Here is a 21,774-nt window from a genome sequence, read left to right on the forward strand (position 1 = left end):
CCTGTCAACGGAACATTTTCTACGCCAGTAGTGATAGGTTGAATAACTTACACCTATCTGTTGAAGGTACGACTTCAACGGCAGGTCGCTTTGTTGCACCTGTAATTCTAATTCTTCAAATTCTTGTCTGTTCATAATAATTGAGGTTTGATTGTATTCACTGCCGCAAAGCTACAACCAAACCTCAAAGTGTAAAAGGTGCATTTCTTCGAATGCTTACATTCTTCAAATTCTTGTCTGTTCATAATAATTGAGGTTTGATTGTATTCACTGCCGCAAAGCTACAACCAAACCTCAAAGTGTAAAAGGTGCATTTCTTCGAATGCTTACTATGAAGCTGAAAAGATTTTTATTACCGATTCTGGCATGGAGTGGGCTGATGCTCACTTCCTGTCATTGTGAGCATGAAGAAGATGACGGTCTTTTATCTTCCCTCCAGGTTGGCAATGTGGTCTGTTCGGACGGGAATATATTGTCCATGGACAGATTCAGGCAGTCCGGCAAGGAACCTGTTGCCATAGTTTTCCATGTAAACCGTAGTGCTGAAACTGATAATCTTGGTTATGCAGTTTACATTCATGATATGGAACCGCTGGCTTTTGCTGACAGTCTTGGGATTGACCAGGGTACTTCTGCATCATTGACCGAAGAAGACGGAAACAAGAACACTTATTCTTTGTTCAATAATGATGAAGTCAAGTCACCGATGGCTATCAAAACTTTTGATTTGTGGAGTTATGGGCAATCGGCCTATATTCCTTCTGTCCGGCAACTCTCTTATCTATTCACGGTCCGACATCTGGTTAATGAATGTATAAGCGAAGTCGGTGGAACCCAAATTAATCTGAACCCGGGTGAATGCTGGTTATGGTCATCTACTGAAGTGGAAGGCCAGAAGGAGAATAAGGCCTGGCTTTATTCCATGCAGTCTGGTACTATTCAGGAAACACCAAAGGATCAAGCGCATAAGTTCAGGCCTATTATTTCGATAAATAATATATAGAAAATTAGTGAATAAGGGGTATCAGATACCCTTATTCGCTTGATGTTGCTTTTTCCATTCAATAATTTCTTCAAATTTCTTCTTATAATATAAATCCCTATGACTTGTATAATTCATTCTCATCCAAGTATCAAAATCGTTAAATTCATCCATATAATAGAATGAACTATTATCTTTATAATAAATATGTTTATTGATAAATTTATCGAAGTAAAATTTGAAACCATTCTTTTGGAATAAATCATAATAGAAGAAAAATGTCTTTATAGTCATAACTATTAAAGGCTTACACTTATCTTTTGAAGTCTTTAAATTTTGATTTATTCCCTTTTGATACCATTCATTAGCGATGGCAGACAATGGGACTTGAGCTATTTCAGAATTTTCCAATACTAATACAGGATAATAAAATGATATTGATTTTGGATCAATCGTATCCCATTTAAAATCAAAATTCTCTAATCTAACAATATGATTAACCAGTTGGCCTACACCTTCAGGCTTTTCTTTTTCTATTGCTTGTTTTACTCCATCTTTAAGACTCCAACGCTTCACGCTTAATTTATTCTCCAACTCATCGATAATATCATCTACACTTGCTTTTACTTTTAAATCTCCATTTAGTTTAATTGCTTTACATTCAAAAATAAAAGCACTATCACCTTCTCTAAAATAAAAATCAGGTTGATTTTCTTCCTCTTTAGTATTTATAAAATCCTCTTTTTTTATATCTTGCAGCAGAGGAAAACATTTATCAAGATTTCTTCCATCTAAACATTCTAATATAGAATGATCAAATAAATATTTCTCTACAAATGTGTCCTTATAGAATTGATTAAAGGATTTTTTTCTATATTTTAAATTATAGGATAATAAATCAAAATATATACTGTTATATAGCCTTTTATTCAATAATTGCTTATTGTATACTAAATATTTACCATCATTCATACTTATTAATGGTCGTGAACGAAATACAACAATATCTCTATTATCATCATCACTTTCAATATAGGCGTCTTCATTAAGAGATATTTTTTGAAGTACATTTGCATTAAATATATGATCGGGATCATTCAGTTTAACATCTAAAAAACCTAAACCTTGTTTAAATGCGACCAAGTTTAAACCGACAATAGTCAGGAAATATTCCCTCCAATCATTTATTGAAAAATGATTCAAAAAGGTCTTGTAAATAACTTCACATTCAAAGTTTGATGAAATAAATTCAAAAAAAGTCAAAGCATAATACATTTGCTCTGACAAATCAAGAGTCTCATTATTATTTGTAAATTCATTTGTCGCATAAAGTCCAACATACATCATACGTGCCAAATCATCTTTTTCCTTTATACTTGGCTGATATGGGGTAACCTTTTGTTCATTTATAGCCAATAATAAATCAAAAGTTTTAATTTCTGCCATATAAGAATTGTATTTGTCATGACAGAGTTCGGGCCTTATACTAAATATTAGTTTAAGAAACTCTAAGAAAGTTTTTTGAGATGCATATGACACATTATATGGTAAAGTTTTATTACGTTTGATATAATTATATATCTTATGCATCATTTCGTCGATTAACTCTGATTTATATGAAAAGAAGCGTTTCTTTTCCATGTCAGATATTCTACACAAACCGTAATTTTGTCCAAGAACTAAAACCATTCGTAAAAGCGTATTCCTAGAAAAATTATAGATTTCCTTCTTTATATCTAGAAATTTCCCTGGATATAATGAAGAATATTCCAATAATAATTGGGTATGAAATTCATATCCTTTTTTTGAATCTCCCATTATTATTCTTTTTGCGTTGTAGTTTTCAAGATATATTTCACGCCTACTTTCTGATAAACTGTTTTTTTTACGAGTATTCTTATTCCTTGAATAACAACGCCTTATATTCCCCTTAAGTGAGCATAAAATTTGATGTTTTTTATTCTTAAGTTTACGTATGCTCTTATGGCTTTTATATTTATGTTTCATATCTCTTATTCAGTTTAAAATTTCAAATCACATGAACATAAATGAGTTGCATATATAATCCTATTTCAGGTTCTCTTTCATATAATCACAATCTGATTCAGCGGCTAACAATTGATTATCTTCCTGTATCTCATACAGCTTTACACTTCTGTCATTCAAATATATATGATTAAGTGTATATGCTAATGACTCTAGCGTTTGCTCACGTATTACAGGTTTTAATTGGCATTCCCATATCGTAATACAATGCCATCCCATAGCAGCCAGTTCCTTTTGCTCCCTAATGTCCCGTTCTTTATTTCTCTGTATCTTGTTTTCCCAAAATTCTGTATTTGTTTTAGGAAGAACAGAATATTTACATCCATCATGACCGTGCCAAAAACAGCCATTTACGAAAATAACCGTTCTGTATTTTTTCAACACGATATCAGGATGTCCAGGCAGACGAGGATGATTCAACCGATATCGAAATCCACGGCTAAACAAATATTTTCTCACTAATAGTTCTGGTTTTGTATTTTTACTGCGCACAGCCGACATATTTCTATGACGTTGTTCTTTTGTCAATCGATCTGTCATATAATATATTTATTCAGCAATAAAGATTCTTCTTGAAATCAATATCAATGTAAATATGCATCCAATATAATCCTTTTTCAGAAAGTGGACTTCAATATCTATTTTTTAAATCTTATCTGAAGATTCAATTTAATATAAACCTCTCCATCCTCATTATACAATGAACCAAAGCAATATCTACTACGACTTGCACGTTCAAAACGTGTGTTATTATAAAGATAATCCTCCACATCATTTCTATTGTAGAAATGATAACAGACAATATCCCCATCCCTTTTAACAACAAGATATCCTCCGTTTGCGTCATATTGTCCTGTCCATTCTTTTGCTGGTGTCATACCTAACGCAGCATCAAGAAGTAAAACTTTCATTTTATGGGCATAGAAAGCTTCCTTATTAGCACCAGTAAAATTAAACGGATTACTTTCAGCTACCTTTTCAACAGCACTTCTTACTGAGGATGTTGAATCTGGTAGACTGTCTATAATCAAACAGTCCGCTATAAACTGTGGCATACAGCTATCCAGAAACAATAGGTTATTTTTGAAAACTGGATGATCAATATCATGGTACTCCAACTTACATCCCTTATCAAATATCGCTTTCATACGTGATAAATGCTCATCAATAGCGTTAATTTCCTGAATATCTCCAGCAGAAAGCGAAGTTCCAACTACACGATAAGTGATATTTGTGGTTTTTCCAGCATTTAGTAAAGTAGATGGAGTACCAAGCTGTGATTTAATACTGAATCCTAGAAGAGGTTTCATATTAGTACGTAAATCATGAATAACAATGTGAATATCTGACTTATCCAATGATTTGGCTTTAATCTTAGAACACCCCACTTCATTCATAAATTCTTCTGTCTGAGGTATTGAAAATGAAGCTCCCTTGGCATTCTTAATATCTTCCAAAAGCCTCATAGATTCTTCCATAAATTTATCCATTGATATACGCGCATATTCATTACCGTTTTCATCTATGATAACGATATTTTGCTCTATATCTGGTTTATATTCATATCTTTTGGATTCTTCACGTATTACATTTAAAATCGGGTAATACAAATCCAATTTATTCATGTCTGCATCTCCAGCATGAACCTTTCCTTCTCCTAGTAATCTGAATAGAGCATAAATTTCACTCCATTCCCCTTTATTTCCCGATAAAGCCATTTTCTTTAAGTGGTTTAAGTAATTGTTCTGCTGTAGCCTGAATTGCGGGAACAGCAACACTATTTCCAAATTGTTTATAAGCAGAGGCATCCGCTACAACTATTTTAAAAGTATCAGGATACCCCTGTAATCTGGCCCATTCACGTGGTGTCATTTTACGCCATCCTTGTTTATTTACTTCACCTTTAATTCTGGTTGTAGGAGTCAAGTCTGTTTGACGGAAATCTATAACAAGATTACTTTCGCGACCCATTCCTCCAACAACAATGGCATGCGCAACACCATCATCTGGGATAATATCGTATCCAAAGCCATTTCCCTTAGACTCATGTCTGGCTTTATGATTTATAAGAGTAGATATATATTGTGTTGAGAGATAATACTTTGCTGGAACAGGATTTTCTTCACGAACATCTATCCACTTCTTTGTTACTTCTTTCTGTTCAGGATATTTAAAATCATCTTTTTTTATTCCAAGATCTTTTCGAAAACCAACTATATATATACGTTCACGGTGTTGAGGAACACCGAAATACATAGCATTAACTATTTCAGGATCAGGAACGACATAACCAACTTCATCAAGAGTGTTAAGAATCGTTTTAAATGTTCGCCCTTTATCATGTATAACAAGTCCTTTCACATTCTCCAAGAAAAATGCTTTAGGTTGATAACGGCGTAGAATTTCTGCAACATCAAAAAACAAAGTTCCTCTAGTCTCCTCAAAGCCTAATTTTTTACCAGCAAGAGAGAAAGCCTGACATGGGAAGCCAGCACAAAGGATATCAAAATTAGCCGGAATCTTACTTTTTGTGCTTTCTTTTGTTATATCACCAAACGGCACTTCACCATAGTTGGCATAATAGGTTTTCTTAGCCTGTTCATCCCACTCTGAAGAAAACACACATTTGCCTCCCAAATTTTGCATTGCCATTCGGAATCCACCAATACCAGCGAATAAATCTATAAATGTAAATTTAGGATTCTCTGGTGCCTGAAACGGTGCTTGAAACAAATCTGGGAAAAGATAGGTTTGTAAAAGTACTGAAGATTCTCTTGCGCACTCCAAATCTTTTGTACAAATTTTCTTTTCACCTTTTATAAATTCATACCATAAGCCCAATATACTTTCTGCTTTGGATACATAAGGCAAGCTTATTTCAGAATCTTTCAATTGTAAATAATGGGTTATAAGAGCTGCCTGATCAATAAAAGAAATTATATTTCCATCATCATCTAAAGTTTCTTCTCCATATATTTGAACTTTACTTGCTTTCTTTTTACAGAAATCAAACAAGGAAAATGTTTTGTCTATACTCTTCATCGTTTGGAATTATATTTTATTAGGTACTCTTATTAACTCTTGAACTTCTACTTCTAATACTTGAGCTATCTTTATTAACATCTCTAAATTTGGTTGAAGATTATTAGTACACCATTTTGATATAGTTGCTTCATCTTTACCAAGCTTCTCAGCAAGTTGTCTATTTGTTATTTTTTTTTCTGCAAGAACAACTTTCAAGCGATTTAAATCTTTAGCCATAATCATATTAAACATTTATGCAAATATAGCGAAAAACCCCCAATTGCCCATAATAAATTGTATCAACATGAAAAAAACTTCAAGAATAAACAAACATTTGAAATATATTGCAAATGCTGTTTTCGTACTGCTACCATTTTTCTAACTCAGTCATTTAAACAAAATGATAACAGTCCGTCTCGATAATGCAGACTAAAGCTTCCACTGACGGAACGGCCTATATCCTTGAATACCCGTCTTAAAATACAGGCAAGCTGTTCCGACTGTTCGTATTTCATGCGATGCCCGGAACAACTTGCCTTATACTACAGAAACTTACTGGCTGACTTGCTTCGTATCCAGATACCAGGCAAGTTTCAGCCAACAGGTTCATCCTATCATGCAGATTAATCAGGCAGTTGCCAAAGACAGAACCTTTAAGGTTACGCTGCTCTTCACTTCAAAGGCTCTGACATTGGTAACTGATTTTCGATAACATGTCTGAAAACGAAAACAAGCAGGCCGTTCCGATGATGCAGGCTAAAGCTTGCAATGCCGGAACGTCCTATATCCCTGAATACTCGTCTTAAAATACAGGCAAGCTGTTCCGACTGTTCGTATTTCATGCGATGCCGGAACAACTTGCCTTATGCTCCAGAAACTAACTGGCTGACTTGCTTCGTATCCCGATACCAGGCAAGTTTCAGCCGACAGGTTCATACAATCATGCAGATAAATCAGGACTGTTGCCAAAGACAGAGCCTTTAAGGTTGCGCTACTCTTCACTTCAAAGGTTCTGACATTGGCAACCGGTTACCGGTGCTTTGTCTGAAAACGGATACTATGCTCTTCAGAAATCTTTGAATACTGAATATCAGGAAATCATTGGAGCATCATAGCCAGAACCGTTTCTTATGTGCAAAGGTACTGCGGACTGGAGAAACGCCAAGTGACGCTTGCACTTTCAGTCGGAGGACTTGACGGCAGCCTTCCGCAAATTTTCTCATACCTCAAAAATTTGGGTATTCCGTCTGCATCCTCTGACTTCACACTTGTCTTTTTCTCCCTTTGGTCCGCAGTTACAAATGCACATAAAACGGTTTTTCCCGGCCATGAAGCTCAATGAGCTTTACTGGAGGGAAAAGAATCGGAACTTCAAAATTCAAGTGTTATGCGAGCAAGAAAAATGAGTATCAAACAATATTTTAATTTTTAACTGATATGTGCAGATTGATGACAACACAACTGGCGGAAGCTCTGGAGGGTTATCCGTTCTACTCACAGGACGGCAAGGGAAAGGAGGCTGTTTGCCGTGCGGTTTTTGCCCTTGGTTCTGTAAGGTGGTTTATCCTTGAAGGAAACAGGGAGGATGACGATGTGATTCTATTCGGTATCGTAATCGGACTCATGGAGGATGAATACGGGTATATTTCCCTCAATGAGCTTTCGGATGTGGAGCTTGACCTGAGTGCTCAGGGGCTTGGCAAGCTTCAGGTAAGACAGCAGCAGAACTTTAAGCCGGTTCCGCTGAAACAGATTCAGGACAGCAGGCTTCAGGAATTTCATGCAAGGTTTGAATAGGCTGTAAGTAAACAGAAGTGGCCAGTCCTATCCGTCACGGACAAGACCGGCTGCTTATTATAGCAGGTAAATGAAAACAAAACTATAATTGTATGGTAAATGGAAAATTGTCGTAATATTTTTAATCTCTCTGCCCGACATGGGTGGAGCGTTTCTATGGAAAACAAGGATGGAATCCGGTATCTCAATTTCAGACGGAATACTTCGAGCGGTGTACCGTTCTGCTTTACCATTGAAGCCGGTGACGGTACAGCCGGCTGCATAGCAAAAGAAATATTCTCTTTCGTCAGTGCCGCTGTTCCTGAACAATGTGCAAGGGAATGGATGATTCAGTCGGGAGCAATGGAGCCGTCGGAGTTCCTTCAGGCCGTTTCCGACATGGAGGATGTCAGGCTAAGGGCAAGGCTGCTGGCTCTTGAACTTGCAGCCATGAATGTCAGATATAATGTCCTGGATACCATTCCATGGGACAGACTGAACTAACGGTGTTTCTTACGCTTGCGGCCACGTTTGGGCAGGCCAGTTTCCTTGTAGGCTATCAGGTCAGTTCCTCTGAACACCCTTTTTGCCTTATCAGGTATCTTCAGGAAAGCCAGCGGCTTTTCCAGATAACGGATATAGGCATAGATGGTGCAGCGGTGAACACCCAGATAGCGTGCTGCCTCCTTTACTGAATATGTCTTTTCCGGAACAACTTTCATTATTTCTCATGCTGGTTAATCTTTTCGTTTATTGGATGCCGTAAAGGTAAACATCTGATTATTAGCTGTCAATACGTCAAATATGGGATTATTCCGGAGATTGTGGGATTTGTATGGATTATGTGTTACCTGTCATATTCAATACGGCTGGGGTAAGGCGATTGATAACGAATCTTTTTTTATGAAAATCAGGAAGGCATATATTTGACGGTTGACAGCGTTGACAGCAAATCCAATGAAAATCCGACATAAAGTCTATCTGGGAAGTTTCTGTAATACAGTATATTATATTCTTTCTGATTTTTCTTATAAAGAATAGAGTATTATAATGTGTCAACGTTTGGCTATGGATTTTTAGCGGACTGAAAATTGTGGCTACGCCTGTCAACGTTTGTCAACGTATGATTTCTATGTGAAGTATCTGATACACTGACAGATACTCTCTGTCAACACTGTCACCATTGAAACGGGTGCATTTTATTATCTGAAAACATCTGATGCGAAAGGGATACATGGTTATCCCAATGTACCATTACAGCCACAGGTTTGTTCAGCATGCCTCTGCAGATATTTTTTTGCAAAGGTATCTCCGGCATTGCAAACGTCAAACACAGGGCTGAAAATCTTCCTCAAACGGGGTTGAGCGTATTTTCAGCTTCCCTTGTAGTTTGCCTTATTGAATGCCTGCGCTTCTGAGAACTGCAAAAATATCCTTCGGGCAAGCTGAAAAACTTGCAGACAGAAGGGAAAAAAATCAGAGCGTATGGTACAGATGGACGAAAGCATCAGAAAGCAGTTGGAAAAGCCACAGACATGGTTCTGCAAATATTTTCCCAAACGTATTCAGAATGTGGGCGAGAAGGAAATCGCCGACAGACAGTTGGTTTATGACTTCAAGGACGGAAGGTCTCATGAAGAGGTGGCACAGATGACGGCAGCAAGAATGATTGAGGAACACGGCAACAGATGCTCACAGTTGGTATTCATTCCGGTTCCGGCATCATCGGTAAGAAAGAATGAAATCCGGTATATGGACTTCTGCAAAAGGGTATGTGAACTCACAGGAGCAATAAACGGATATGACCATGTAAGGGTATGCGGAGAAAGACTTGCTATTCATGAAAACCGTAAGGCTGAAAAGGAAATCAGAAAGGTAAGCATCATCGAGTTTGATGAAGAGTGGTTCAGAGGAAAAGCAGTCATAGTCTTCGATGATGTAATCACACGCGGAATCAGTTTCGGTATGTATGCTAATCAGCTGGAGAGTTTCGGAGCGAATGTCATTGAAGGCATCTTCCTTGCAAGAACCCATTATAAAGTATAGAACTATGAACGGAATATTATCAGACAAATCAAAGTCACTGGCTTTCACGGGACACAGAACTATTCCCATAGAAAGGCAGAATGAAATAAGGGCACGGCTTGTTGAAGCCGTGTCGCTTGCATGCAGGTCAGGCATTACCTGTTTCTTCTCAGGCATGGCCATGGGATTCGACCTGATGGCAGCTGAAACTGTATTATCACTGAAGGGAAAGTATCCGGATATACGGCTCATTGCCGTTGTTCCTTTCAGAAGACAGAGTTGCCGGTGGCATTCCATGGAAAAGGAACGTTATCAGAATATAATTTCCAGGGCTGACCAGGTTATCGTATTGAGTGAACACTATTTTCACGGGTGTCTTCTAAGGCGCAATGACTTCATGCTGGAGCATTCATGTGGCGTGATAGCCTTTTATGACGGCAAGTCTTATGGTGGGACATTCTATACCTGCAGGGAGGCAATGAAGAAAGGCATGGACATAGTAAATCTGTACTGAAAACCAGTCCGGATTATACTGAAAATATTGTACAAAACAGATATGCAAATTTCTTGCATATCTCATTTATAATGCTTATATTTAGATAGTTAAACAAGTTATAAGAGGTGATTTTATGAATAATATCTACAACCGCTACATTTGGCTGCTGCATACAGTCTATCAGGAGAGAAAGGTCACTTTTGAAAGGCTTTGTGATATTTGGAAGCACCATTTCCTATACAATGGAAAGCCGCTGAGTCTGCGCACATTCCATCATCACCGGAAAATGATTGAGGAAAATTTTGATATAGTTATTGCGTGCAACAGAAAGGACTATACATATTATATCCAGAATCTGGATGAAATACTCGGTGACGGTTGCCGGAACTGGCTGTTCAACAGCCATATCATTGATGTGGCTTTGAAAAGCAGTCCGTGTCTGTTCCATCGTGTTGTACTGCCTGACATGTCTGGCGGTATTGAATACCTTCCTGATATATCGGAATGTATCAGCGATGGACATGAGCTGTACATATTCTACACCAATGACAAGGGCAATGAAGTGGAAGGCCGTTTCCGACCGGAAGGTTTGAAACTGTTTCATAACCGCTGGTATCTGCTCGGGTACAGGAACGGATCAGAGTTCTGTGCTGTGCCTCTTGATGCACTGACAAAAATCTATCTCAGCGGAAACAGGTTTCAGGCTGACTGCAGATTTTCGCTGGCTAATCGTCTTTCAGACTCTATTGGTGTTGTGGCTCCGACCGGACAGCAGCCGGAAGAGATTACTCTAAGGGCTTACGGTTCATTTGCAGATTATCTGAGAAAGCATCCTTTCCACCATTCTCAGGTGGAAAGGAATGATATGGGGACTTTTACGTCATTTGATTACACCCTTCTTGTGACTGACGAGCTGGTGAATGAAATCCTGGCTCTTGGTGATAAGGTGGAGATTGCTTATCCGGAAAAGTTGAGAATGAAGCTTTTTCAGAAAATTGGACGTATCAGAAACAGGTATATGGTAATATAGTTTCAACAAAAATATGATTGTAACCTTGTTACGGACAGTAAGTACAATCATTTTTAAAATCTTGAAGTAAATCTGCAACCTCCCTAAACATCTTACACGGCTTATTTATTAGACATTCTCCAATCTCAACATTGGCGTAAAGTCGTATTTTTGAATATAGCTTTTCCATATCAGTTAACCAGGCTACATTAAACGCTCTTATTAATAAAGATACTAATGCCGCATCATATGTATCAATATCTTCTTTTTCAAGACTAGGAAAAGTAGTATCAGCTTCCATTGCAATTTTAACATCAACTATTCCTGTAGGCATATTTCCAAAACCTATGAAAGAAGTTAAATTATAATTTTCACAGAACTCATAAGAATTACATGCTAATATAAAACATCTTTTTCCATAAAGTAGTTCTTGTATATTAGTTTCGTTTATCAGCACTGTAAATTCTCCATCTTGTGGCGAACCATATAATGTATCAGAAGCACCATGACCTAGAAAAATAATACTATCAGCCTCTTTAATTAAAGCATATGCTTCATCTGTATTTTCCGTTGTATCTTTGTGCCATCCTTCACATCCTTTTTCACATAAAAAGTCATATAAAGGAGAGAGAAAATCCGTAGATTCATCTTTGGGGTATATGCAAACTGTCTTATTCATTGATTTTTACTAAATATGCTATAGTTTGTTCTACTAATTCCTGAGTCCAGGAATCGACACGCTTGTCTGATTGCTTTTCAATCATGTCTGCAATTTCACCTAAAGTTTTACCTTTTAAAGGAGCATAACATGATTTAAATTCCATTTCTGAATGTTGACGTAACTGCTCTAAAAAATAATCATGTACGGTCGGTTCATCATCACGGTTTATCAGTCCTATTAATTTATCTTTATATTCATCACGTTTGACATAGTCAATTATTTGATATTCCATCAGCTTTCGAACAGCTTCAACTATTTCTTCTTCTGTTGCTTCTTGTAATTTAACTTTTCCCAGAACACGTTTGACGACAGCATTCCTATTACCTGAATACATAATAATCTTAAGATTTTTACGTAATTCAGTCAATATTTCTACTACATTAATACCATCAATATCATCTTCTGAAAGATTAAAATCTGTCAATGCCCAATTTATATGTTTAGAACTAATTAAATCTTTTATGCGTTCTTTCAACTTTCTGACATCAAGATGATCTGAGCCATCTTCTCTTAACTCAACATCTGTTGTACGAATACTTATTGCCTCAAATTCACATTTTCTTTTAAGCTGTTTCTTAAGTGCATCTATTATTTTTGACTGATCTACATCATCAATAATAAGAACAGTTACTTTCTTTTTCATATTATTGTAGTATTATACGGAATGTTGCCCCTTTAAGTTTATTAATATTATTACCTAAAAAACTGATAGTGCCATTCATATCTCTTTCTAAAGTATTTCGTATGGTACTTAAACCAATTCCATGACCACCTGGCCTATTTGTTACTCCTACTTCAAAAATAGTTTCTGGAGTGAAACGGTTAAGATCTACTCCATCACCGTCATCAGAAAAGTCAATTATAACACTTCTTCCATTTCTTTGAAATGAAACAAATACTTGAGTTGCGTTATTCTTTCTAGAATTACTTATTAGATTCTGGAATATAACTGAATACTCAAGAACCTTTACTTTCTTAACGTAAGATTCCAAGTCATGCTTTACGCAATCCACTTTAAGCGATCTTGAGAAAAAAGATAAAAACTCCTTGGTATATTCATATAAATCAACATCTGTAGATTCACGTAACAAAGAAGTATCAGCCTTTGTTATAAGACTGCTCAATACATGGATACGTTCAATATTGAATTCCATATCCCTGGTAATATCAATTAGTTCTTTCCTATCAATAACCTCTTCCTGAAGAATCTCTTTTTGAGATGAAACGAGGGAATTTAATTCTGCAGATGAAATTAGAACTGTATGCATCAAATCCTCGACTTCTTGTGAAGTATCCCTAGCAGAAATTAAATAGGTGTTCTTTTGTATTTGTGCATCACGTTCTTTCTCGGCTTTTTCCCTTGCAGCTTTCTCAGCCTCTTCTTTTCGCTTTGCCATAATGGCTTTTAGACGTTCTTCTTCAGCTTTTTTTTCGGCTTCCTCTTTTTCTTTACGCATTTTTGCCATCTCTTTCTCAAAAAGTTCGATTTTTGAAGACAAGTCAGAGTCATTCATTTTTTCAGCAATTTTACGTAAATCATTCAATACATTTAACTGAATTATCTCAGAAGCTGAGGCGTCTGAAACCAAGTCAGCAAGTTTAGTATTATAGTACTTAACATGAATGGAGCCATCATTAACCATGCTTTTTACAAGCTGTAGGAAATCCACTTTACTGCCTATGTTGTCATACACATAATCTGTATTATCTAAATCTTTACCATGTTTTAATTGTTCTCTTGCTTCATAAGCAAATTTTTCATCTTGGAAATAACTGTTTCTAATAAAACCTTCCCCCCATAATACTCCTACAACATACCTTTCAAGCCTACGATGAATCAATGAAAAGAAGTCTAATAATTCTTGACTAGCTTTTGTTTTTATCAAGCCTCCATCACGGCTAGAAACCTCCTTAAAATCTTCTACACGATTAGTCTCAACATCTACACGGCCAAACAAATCTCTAGTTCCAAGAAAACGATTGTATCCTTGCTGTGCTCTTTGATTTAGTCCCCATGAATCATCATTATATTCTCCATATGGCCATATTCTGAACCCATTTCTAAACAGAAAAACATTACCATAATTAACAGGTTGTACACCCATTTTTAGACTAAAATTATATTTAGCAGCACGATTAAGATAATATAAGTTTATAGAAACATTCTCAAGTTTGCCAAACTTATTTATCTCCTCTATTTCATACATAACTTCTCCTCGATCAGAAAGTTTTGTATGAATTATACCATCTTTTAAAATACTCTCTATTTGAGTAGTTTTAATTTTAAGTACATCATTTATGGTATTTACTATAACTCCTGTGACCTTAGAGTTCTCTAATTCTGCAATGGTAGCCCGTTCTTTATCAGTGAGTATCGGATTGTTTTTATGAATATTATTTATTTGTTCCGTTATTCTGTTATCTGATTCTACAAAATTAGGAGCAAATATTTCTATTTTATATTCATCCGTCTCAGAAAAAGGATTAATCATTTTTTCAAGAGACTTACGAAGTTCTATAATTTCATCCCATCCCCAATTTGTATGCAATACTGAAAATTCAAGGATAGTTCCAGTTGTAGAGTCATTAGGAAACTTGTGAATTTCAGTAGAAGACTTATGTTTTATACCTACAGTATCAAACTCAACCTTTTGTTTACCTTCAAAAGATTTCCAGTCTACAAATAATGTTTCTTCAGTATCAGATTCACTACTTTTTGTAATAAGAGTCAGGTAACGTGCTAATCTGTCACAAGAAATTCGACCTATACCTTTTGCACCAGCATAGTTCCTTTTAAATTTACTGCGATATGAATCATCTTCGGTACCATCCCTTTTAGCAGAAAAACCCACAAAAAGCCATTTATTCTTGAGTTCATCTAAAGTCATTCCTTTACCATTATCTGCTATGATAATCTTGTCAGTATCAAATGTTATATCAACCTTAGTTGCATGAGCGTCATATGAATTTTTAACTAACTCTAAAATGGCTATATTATCGCTCGTGATAAGATCTCTCCCTAATATATTTTTAAGTTCTGCACTGACTTTAAATTTCAACTCTTCCATGGTTCTTAAGCATTTTTTTTAGCACTAACCCAGCTTGTAAAGCAAATAAAGGCGGTATGGCATTACCGACTTGACTATAACGAGGAACCTCATGTTTTCGCATTTTTCCACCTGTAGTATATTTACTTTTAAATTCGTACCAGTCCGGGAATGATTGTATTCTGGCACATTCACGTACTGTCAATATACGAGGTTCATAATAATGGAGATAGTCATCCGGCATATTTGTTATAGTTGGAGCAATATCATTTGGATCTAGAATAGTAATACCACGCTGATGAATTCCCCATATCTCACGTACTTTGCCATCTATACGTTTTCCTTTTATAGGATAATCAGATAGAAGTTTTTCAAACATCATTTTTTTCCCTTCTGAATGATGGGCAAAACTATGACTGTTTGGTATAGTTTGCAATTTATGCAAACCCTTACGCATTAATTCTTGATAAGGTGATTCAATTTTGCCATATATACCTGAATTAAAACCTTTACGGTCTGGAGTTTCAACGATTCCATTCTCTTGTAACAAATCGGAAATTGCTTCTGAAACTGTACAAACCTCAGAAAGATTATAATGTTTAAGAAACTTACTCTTTTGAGTATCAAGTAAATCTACAAACCTTCGTGCTGACCCTTCATCTCCATCTTTAACTCCTACTAGTATAAAACGTTTTCTACGTTGTGGAATCCCGTATTTAGAAAAATCTATAACTAAAGCAATAACATCATATCCCAATGTCCGAAGTTTATCAGTAACTATCTGAGAATATGGTACAGCATCTTGATTTTTCTTCTTATCAAAAGCATAAGTAAAACCTTTTACATTCTCAAAAAGTATCAGCTTTGGTTGAACCATACTAATGAAATCAATATATGAAAAAACAAGCTGATTCCTAACATCATCTTCTATACGCTTACCTGCCATTGAAAATCCTTGACAAGGTGGACCACCGGCAACTAAATCAACCTTACCTCTTAATTGAATGAGTTGTTCAGAATAATTTTCATTAACTTCTATGATGTCAAGGCAAGATTGTGGTAACCACTTTGGCCACGCAAAATGTTTTTTCCCCTTAATTAAATTATAATTAAGAGTCTCAAAAGCATTTGCGTTTTTTTCAATTGCGAAAAGACCATCCCATCCTGCTTGATACAAGCCAAGAGATAACCCCCCACAGCCAGCAAACAAATCTATAACTGTATATTTTTTATCTTGCTTCATCATCTATAAGGCAAAAATAAACCTTTGTTAGAAGTATATTATAATTGTTATTCTATAAAGTGTTTATATAAGGCAATACTTGTTATTCATACTTTCCAAAGTATACCTAATATGAAAATCTATTTTATAATACTCTTATTCTTAATCTATAGTGAATAGATAATTCCTTAAAGAAACAATCAATAATACCACTATATTTAAAAGTACAAAATTACAAAAAAAATATATCATATACACTTTTTCTGTAGTTTTTTAACCTATCTGCATATAACTTTATACGCTAAGAATCCTATCCTACAAATCCTATTACTCAGCTACAACCTCAGTTTCAAGATCCAATCCGAAAGTTTCCTTCAATTGTAGATAATCAAAACACAAAGCCTTCGGCCGGTTAACTTTTACCTTCTTAACCTGCTCTCCATTCACAATGTCAATAGTATAATCTGGAAGTCCGCTGGGCAGAAGTATGGTGAATCTATCCTGCTTAAGGCCCAGGTATGAAGCATGGGATTTCAGGTAGGACATGATGGTGGACCAGTTCGAGCGGTTGGAGGTGGAACCTGCATTCCGGCTGTTGAACAGTGATGCTACGGCTGCTGTGTTCAGATAGAGAATAGGACGTGCTTCCTTAAATTCTATATCTTCCTTTACGGACAATGGACGGAAGGATTTCATATACCTTATACGGTAATGTGCCTTCTCAATACATTTCCCTGAAGTCTGGAATCCCTGAAGCATACTCCAGAAGTCCGCTATTTCCGAACTTTCCTGAGCCAGCTCATTCTGGTTGCGTATTCCTTTGATTGCTGTTTCAAAAAGCTCCGCATAGTTGAAAGGCACGTCAATGACTGTCTCCAGTGTCCTGAAGGTGGCCAGTGGAATAACCCAGTTACCGAATATACGGTCATGGATAGTTTCATTATCCAATTTCGCAGCCAGCTCACGCTTGGTGATGGAATATATTTCCAGAAAGTTCTTCTCAAACAATTCCCGGTGTCCCAATATCTCCAGGGTGAGGTGGGTAAGTCCCATGTTGCAGACTGATACAAGGTCTTCATAGGCTCTTTTCTCATTCTGGTTGAATGATGTCTTTGAAAAGGCAAGGAAGATGACACGGGTATAGAGCGCCATATCCTGTGTCGGCTTGTCCTGGCCGCAAAGGGCTACACCGGTAGTGACAATTGTCTGGGCTGCCATCCCGTCCGTATTCGTATTCTTCTTGGTCTGGCCGCCACCGCCCCAAAGTCCTTTCAGATAGGCTATCTTGCGGATGTCGAGGTCATTCTTATATTCGTCCAGCACGGCAAGAGTATTGACGGCCTGTGACACACGGTCGTTCATGGCCGGTACAGAGGTTACTCCAAGGTTGGGCGGATCTACTCCGTGCAGGAAAAAGGACTGGAGGGAAACAGCCAGGGTTGTCTTACCAGTTCCTTTCTCACCGAAAAGGTTCAGGATGGGAAAGTGGCGGGTACGTCTGAATATGATGTCACGGAAGAGGGTGGCAAGAAGGTAACAGAAGGCTACACTTGCATTCTCACCGAACACTTCCATAAGTCTTTTTACGTAATCATACAGTTTTATTCCGTTACGGTTCTCATGCACCATAAGTCTTTCAAACTGGAATATCTCTGGATTGTTAAGATAGATTTTTGAAGTGGCCGGTATATAGAAGGCCTTGCCGTTGATACAACGGACTATACCCAATTCGTCAACAGCATTGAATGTGTCTGCAAAAAATATTCCGTTTCCAAAAGCAAAGAACCCTTCAGCTGCATTCCAGCCGAGCTTTCTGATACGTTCTGCCGTATCGGTCTTTGAGTACAGGTATTCCTTTACACGGTTGAGTTTGTCTATCTTGGACAGCCATACATAGTTGCCCAGTGAGCCGACCTTCTGCTGAAAGTTGCTCAGTGAGCAGAGTTCTGACTCCTTCAGTTCTATTACCCGGCATACATTGTACATATTCCTCATACGGAAAATTCTGGTTCCGTTTATCTCATCCTCGATATGGAATAGCGGTTCCATAATGAAATTGGAGATTCTTGACGGTTCATCATCATCTTCACCGATGGAGTAGTAACAGTTTTCCCTGACGAACAGTCCGAACTGGCGAAGCAGTTCCGCTTCACGCTGCATCTCGTTCATGGCTGCAGGTTTGTCGTTCCTTCTCCTGGCTTCACCACGTGCCTGGGTAACGGCATCACGCCACAGCTTTACCTTGCCGTGCAGTCTGGAGAGTTGTTCTATACACTGGTCATACACAAGCTGGTCTTTTATATAGCGCAACAGGTCTGCTATTTCCGCAACACACTTTCTTTCCTCTACCATGGAACCGGCTACCAGAAAACGTTTCTGTGCCAACCAGATGATAAAATGCTTTTCCGGAAGTGAAGTATAATCTTCCCTGCTGCGGATATAGCTGTCGGCATCATTCTTGGCATATTGTACTTTTCCTTCTGCCTCGGATGGTATTTCTGCAAAAGGAAGTTCCCTGACTGTTACATGGAATCCTTTTCTTATGGCTGCAGCCCCATTGGTCATCACCGCCTCAAATCCAGGTCCGTATGGCTTGCCTTCCGCAATATCTGAATCTGGAATGAAACAGAGTGAGGATACATACTTCTTCAGCTGCTCGAACTGGCTGTCACTCCAGGCTGTTCCAAGTGACGCTACTGTATTGTCGTATCCAATCGACTGCATTCTCAGGACATCAGGAGCACCTTCTACAATGATATAATAGTCGGCATCACGCAGTCTGGCGGCACGGTCAATACCGAATACTGTTTCTCCCTTGGAGTAAATCATGCTTGTTGCCGAGTTGATATACTTGGGAGCTTTCCTGTTGTCTCCAATGTATCTGGCCGTATAGGCAATGATGCGTCCCCATCTGTTTCTCACGGGAATCATGATACGCTGGCGGAACATGGCGTATGTGTTGCCGTCCTCACCACGCTTGAACATACCGAGTTCATACAGCAGTTCTTCGTTCAGGGCCTTGCTTCTGCAGAAATCCATAAAGGCCTGGCCATCTTTCGGCGCATAGCCTATTCCGGCAAAGGCACAGAACTCCTCATGCCACCGGCCGTATGCGTAGGCCCTGGCATTAAGGCTCTCTTCCTTGTCTGTTGCTCTTAAATTTTGCAGGAAGAAAGACTGTACTGTATCGAGAACTGTCAGAAGTGACTCCCGGTGCCTGGCTTCGGCCAGCTGTTCCTCACTGCGCTCTTCACTGATGTATTCTACCGGAATATTATGGTTCCTGGCAATAAATTCCACGGCGGCACTGAAGGAAAGGTTTTCCTTTTCCATTATAAACGTAATGGAATCACCGCCACGGTTACAACTGAAACAATGGAAGAGATTCTTGCTTGGGGTAACGGCAAAGGAACCGGTCTTTTCGGAATGAAAAGGACAAAGTCCCATCAGGGTTGAGCCTTTTCTGGACAGTCTGACATAAGGACTGAGTACGTCTTCTATGGCAAGTTCCCTTACTTTCCGTATGGTTATTTCGCTTATCATAACGTACTGAGCAGGTTCCAACAATCGATTATTGACTGGCCGGAGTATTTCGGACGGCTGATATTATTAGGATTGAGCGGTTGGATATACCCGTTTTCTCTGTATTTTTTGAGTGTCTTGTTGCTGATACCGAGTTCAGCACAGGTGCGCTTGACTGAATAGACACCGTTTGGATCGCACGCTGGTCTGATTTCTTTCATTATTATAAAATCATTATGAATGTGCGATACAAATATCTGTCCGGCTTTATTGTTAAGCTGGTGAACAAAGGTTACTGATGCACATTCCTGTACCTACTATAATTGCTTTCTTTATATTTCATAGAGTATCACGGCTAAACTAAACAAATAAGGTTTATCAATATTAGAATGTTAGCCATAATATGTTTATCATTTATCTTTTTTGACCGATTTTTCTGCCTGTTTCGGCTGACTCTCATCAAAATAATCCTGGGTGGTACGCTGGAGAAGCCTGAGGTCTGCCGTGCGGTATTCCACCTTACCCGGTCTTTTATAGGAAACCACCTTTCCCTGACGTTTCCATCGTTCCACATTCCTGCGGCCAAAAAGCTCGTAAGCCTTCCTCTGGCTGATAAATTCAGGATCATCCTTGTCGGCTTTCAATTGCCTGACAATTCTTGAGGAGAGATCATTCAGGAATGTTTCGTATGGTATAAGATGGTCCAGAAACTGTAATATCTTCATATAAACCTGATTTGGTTTCTATATTGTTCGTTTGACCGTGATGGTTTGGTTTTCCCTGTCAGTCCTGGTCTTGAACTGACGGTTGTAGATGGCACCAAGCTCTGAGGCCTGTGTACGGACGCTTTTCAAACGTGAAATGGGGAATGAAACGGATTCACCTACTTCAAGGGCAACAAGTGCCGGACGGATTTTTTCTAAGTTTTCAGACATAATTGTTGGATGTTTAATATTTAATGTTTAACTTTGTATTCAACAAATGAATAGGTTACACCGCAAAGTAACATAAAATGGTTTATATAACCAAATATTTGTTTGATGATTTATTGTTTAAGATGTATTTATTGAAGGAATCGCATGGATAATGACATAAAACACGTGCATGTAGGGCAGGCTATCGACAAAAGACGCAACGAGCTTGGATTAAGCAAATCTGAGCTTGGGCGCAAAATAGGTGTACCGCAGCAGCACATAAACCGCATACTGGAAAGGGAGACAATGGAAACGAGCAGGCTTATTAAAGTCAGCGAAGCATTGGACTTCAATTTCTTTTCCCTTTTCTGTCCGAAACAACATCATATATCGGCACACCTTGCAGCCGTTTCATTGGATGGAAATGCAAATAATCTGATAGGTGATGCAGAACTGGCCGTACAGTTATCCAGCGAAAAGAAAGAAACAGAGAACCTGAGGGAAACAATCAAACTTCTGAAGGAACAGATAGAGAGTCTGAACTCACAGATTTTACGTCTTGATTCAAACCTGAAGGATAAGGATATAATAATTGAACTATTAAAAGAAAGGAGAAAGGAATAAGACATTAATTATTTCATCTGTAGTACCCATGCAGATAATTCAATGATTAAAACCATTTTGCAGCTTACCTTTTTCAAGTAATCCATAAAAAGGAAGAGTCCTGAAACTTACAAACTACTTACAAAGCAAAGGGAAGCTACTGATATTCAGATATGAATTAAAGAGGCACAAGCTGCAATTGAAGAATAAAATTTGCCATTAAATAAGTTTACGAGGTAGATAATAAAAAATTTATCTACCTCGTTTTCTTTATATCAATATGCATACAAAAAAACTGTACCTACATTATCCTGAAAACAATGAGGTACAGCTACACGAATAAACTAAAAAATTAATTATCTTAATGAAAATAGATATCTGAGTTAT

The 21,774-nt window shown here is 37.7% G+C and carries 22 protein-coding genes; 8 read left to right on the forward strand and 14 right to left on the reverse strand.

Going from position 1 to position 21,774, the window contains the following annotated elements:
- The first annotated feature begins 331 nt into the window (after positions 1-331).
- A complete protein-coding gene (locus OCV82_RS12245; protein ID WP_154044706.1) occupies positions 332-1,003 on the forward strand; it encodes a hypothetical protein in 672 nt (223 codons plus the stop codon).
- A 21-nt stretch (positions 1,004-1,024) separates the two neighbouring features.
- Here OCV82_RS12245 and OCV82_RS12250 read toward each other — a convergent pair whose 3' ends face one another.
- The 5 genes from OCV82_RS12250 to OCV82_RS12270 form a co-directional block, all read right to left on the reverse strand.
- Positions 1,025-2,989 carry a hypothetical protein gene (locus OCV82_RS12250; protein ID WP_115648673.1) on the reverse strand — a complete coding sequence of 655 codons (1,965 nt, stop codon included), beginning with the start codon at positions 2,987-2,989 and terminating at the stop codon, positions 1,025-1,027.
- Positions 2,990-3,049: 60 nt separating this feature from the next.
- Positions 3,050-3,568, reverse strand: coding sequence for a very short patch repair endonuclease (locus OCV82_RS12255; RefSeq protein WP_115648672.1), 519 nt, complete (start codon positions 3,566-3,568; stop codon positions 3,050-3,052).
- Positions 3,569-3,666: 98 nt separating this feature from the next.
- On the reverse strand, positions 3,667-4,746 hold the full coding sequence (locus tag OCV82_RS12260) for an HpaII family restriction endonuclease (RefSeq protein ID WP_115648671.1): 1,080 nt from the start codon (positions 4,744-4,746) through the stop codon (positions 3,667-3,669).
- Positions 4,727-6,070 carry a DNA cytosine methyltransferase gene (locus OCV82_RS12265; RefSeq protein WP_115648670.1) on the reverse strand — a complete coding sequence of 448 codons (1,344 nt, stop codon included), beginning with the start codon at positions 6,068-6,070 and terminating at the stop codon, positions 4,727-4,729. Before OCV82_RS12265 ends, OCV82_RS12260 begins: the two co-directional genes overlap by 20 nt.
- A 9-nt stretch (positions 6,071-6,079) precedes the next feature.
- Positions 6,080-6,289: a helix-turn-helix transcriptional regulator gene (locus OCV82_RS12270; protein ID WP_115648922.1), complete on the reverse strand. Its 210-nt coding sequence runs from the start codon at positions 6,287-6,289 to the stop codon at positions 6,080-6,082.
- Between the two features lie 295 nt (positions 6,290-6,584).
- Here OCV82_RS12270 and OCV82_RS12275 point away from each other — a divergent pair, with 295 nt between their 5' ends.
- The 3 genes from OCV82_RS12275 (at position 6,585) to OCV82_RS12285 (ending at position 8,332) form a co-directional block, all read left to right on the forward strand.
- Positions 6,585-6,764 (forward strand): hypothetical protein, encoded by a 180-nt coding sequence (locus tag OCV82_RS12275; protein WP_154044661.1) that lies wholly within the window; start codon positions 6,585-6,587, stop codon positions 6,762-6,764.
- Between the two features lie 725 nt (positions 6,765-7,489).
- Complete coding sequence (locus OCV82_RS12280) at positions 7,490-7,849, forward strand: DUF2958 domain-containing protein (RefSeq protein ID WP_154044662.1); 360 nt, start codon at positions 7,490-7,492, stop codon at positions 7,847-7,849.
- A gap of 99 nt (positions 7,850-7,948) precedes the next feature.
- Complete coding sequence (locus tag OCV82_RS12285; protein ID WP_115648667.1) at positions 7,949-8,332, forward strand: hypothetical protein; 384 nt, start codon at positions 7,949-7,951, stop codon at positions 8,330-8,332.
- Here OCV82_RS12285 and OCV82_RS12290 read toward each other — a convergent pair.
- A complete protein-coding gene (locus OCV82_RS12290) occupies positions 8,329-8,550 on the reverse strand; it encodes a helix-turn-helix domain-containing protein (RefSeq protein ID WP_007835189.1) in 222 nt (73 codons plus the stop codon). The genes OCV82_RS12285 and OCV82_RS12290 overlap by 4 nt on opposite strands.
- Before the next feature lie 763 nt (positions 8,551-9,313).
- On the opposite strand from OCV82_RS12290, the gene OCV82_RS12295 reads away from it, so the two are divergent.
- The 3 genes from OCV82_RS12295 (at position 9,314) to OCV82_RS12305 (ending at position 11,379) form a co-directional block, all read left to right on the forward strand.
- Positions 9,314-9,874 carry a phosphoribosyltransferase gene (locus OCV82_RS12295; RefSeq protein WP_046452642.1) on the forward strand — a complete coding sequence of 187 codons (561 nt, stop codon included), beginning with the start codon at positions 9,314-9,316 and terminating at the stop codon, positions 9,872-9,874.
- Positions 9,875-9,878: 4 nt separating this feature from the next.
- Positions 9,879-10,367: an SLOG family protein gene (locus OCV82_RS12300; protein WP_115648666.1), complete on the forward strand. Its 489-nt coding sequence runs from the start codon at positions 9,879-9,881 to the stop codon at positions 10,365-10,367.
- A gap of 115 nt (positions 10,368-10,482) precedes the next feature.
- Positions 10,483-11,379, forward strand: a complete 897-nt coding sequence (locus OCV82_RS12305; protein WP_115648665.1) for a helix-turn-helix transcriptional regulator — start codon at positions 10,483-10,485, stop codon at positions 11,377-11,379.
- Positions 11,380-11,407: 28 nt separating this feature from the next.
- Here the strand turns inward: OCV82_RS12305 and OCV82_RS12310 are convergent, their stop codons facing one another.
- From OCV82_RS12310 to OCV82_RS12345, 8 genes are all read right to left on the reverse strand, one after another.
- The gene (locus OCV82_RS12310; protein WP_115648664.1) at positions 11,408-12,037 is read right to left on the reverse strand and encodes a hypothetical protein; all 630 of its coding nucleotides are present in this window, start codon (positions 12,035-12,037) and stop codon (positions 11,408-11,410) included.
- The gene (locus OCV82_RS12315; RefSeq protein ID WP_115648663.1) at positions 12,030-12,722 is read right to left on the reverse strand and encodes a response regulator; all 693 of its coding nucleotides are present in this window, start codon (positions 12,720-12,722) and stop codon (positions 12,030-12,032) included. Before OCV82_RS12315 ends, OCV82_RS12310 begins: the two co-directional genes overlap by 8 nt.
- A gap of 1 nt (position 12,723) precedes the next feature.
- Positions 12,724-15,147: an ATP-binding protein gene (locus tag OCV82_RS12320; RefSeq protein ID WP_239481287.1), complete on the reverse strand. Its 2,424-nt coding sequence runs from the start codon at positions 15,145-15,147 to the stop codon at positions 12,724-12,726.
- A complete protein-coding gene (locus OCV82_RS12325) occupies positions 15,128-16,372 on the reverse strand; it encodes a DNA cytosine methyltransferase (protein WP_154044663.1) in 1,245 nt (414 codons plus the stop codon). The genes OCV82_RS12320 and OCV82_RS12325 overlap by 20 nt, the downstream gene beginning before the upstream one ends.
- A 303-nt stretch (positions 16,373-16,675) precedes the next feature.
- Positions 16,676-19,891, reverse strand: coding sequence for a DNA primase (locus tag OCV82_RS12330; RefSeq protein ID WP_154044664.1), 3,216 nt, complete (start codon positions 19,889-19,891; stop codon positions 16,676-16,678).
- Complete coding sequence (locus OCV82_RS12335; protein WP_005815674.1) at positions 19,888-20,091, reverse strand: hypothetical protein; 204 nt, start codon at positions 20,089-20,091, stop codon at positions 19,888-19,890. The genes OCV82_RS12330 and OCV82_RS12335 overlap by 4 nt, the downstream gene beginning before the upstream one ends.
- Positions 20,092-20,280: 189 nt before the next feature.
- Positions 20,281-20,595, reverse strand: a complete 315-nt coding sequence (locus OCV82_RS12340; protein WP_115648660.1) for a hypothetical protein — start codon at positions 20,593-20,595, stop codon at positions 20,281-20,283.
- Positions 20,596-20,613: 18 nt separating this feature from the next.
- On the reverse strand, positions 20,614-20,805 hold the full coding sequence (locus OCV82_RS12345; RefSeq protein WP_025069085.1) for a hypothetical protein: 192 nt from the start codon (positions 20,803-20,805) through the stop codon (positions 20,614-20,616).
- 144 nt (positions 20,806-20,949) lie between these two features.
- Here OCV82_RS12345 and OCV82_RS12350 point away from each other — a divergent pair, with 144 nt between their 5' ends.
- On the forward strand, positions 20,950-21,408 hold the full coding sequence (locus tag OCV82_RS12350) for a helix-turn-helix domain-containing protein (protein WP_115648659.1): 459 nt from the start codon (positions 20,950-20,952) through the stop codon (positions 21,406-21,408).
- Positions 21,409-21,774 lie beyond the last annotated feature (366 nt).

It is taken from the genome of Bacteroides cellulolyticus (assembly GCF_025567135.1).
Taxonomy (GTDB): domain Bacteria; phylum Bacteroidota; class Bacteroidia; order Bacteroidales; family Bacteroidaceae; genus Phocaeicola; species Phocaeicola cellulolyticus.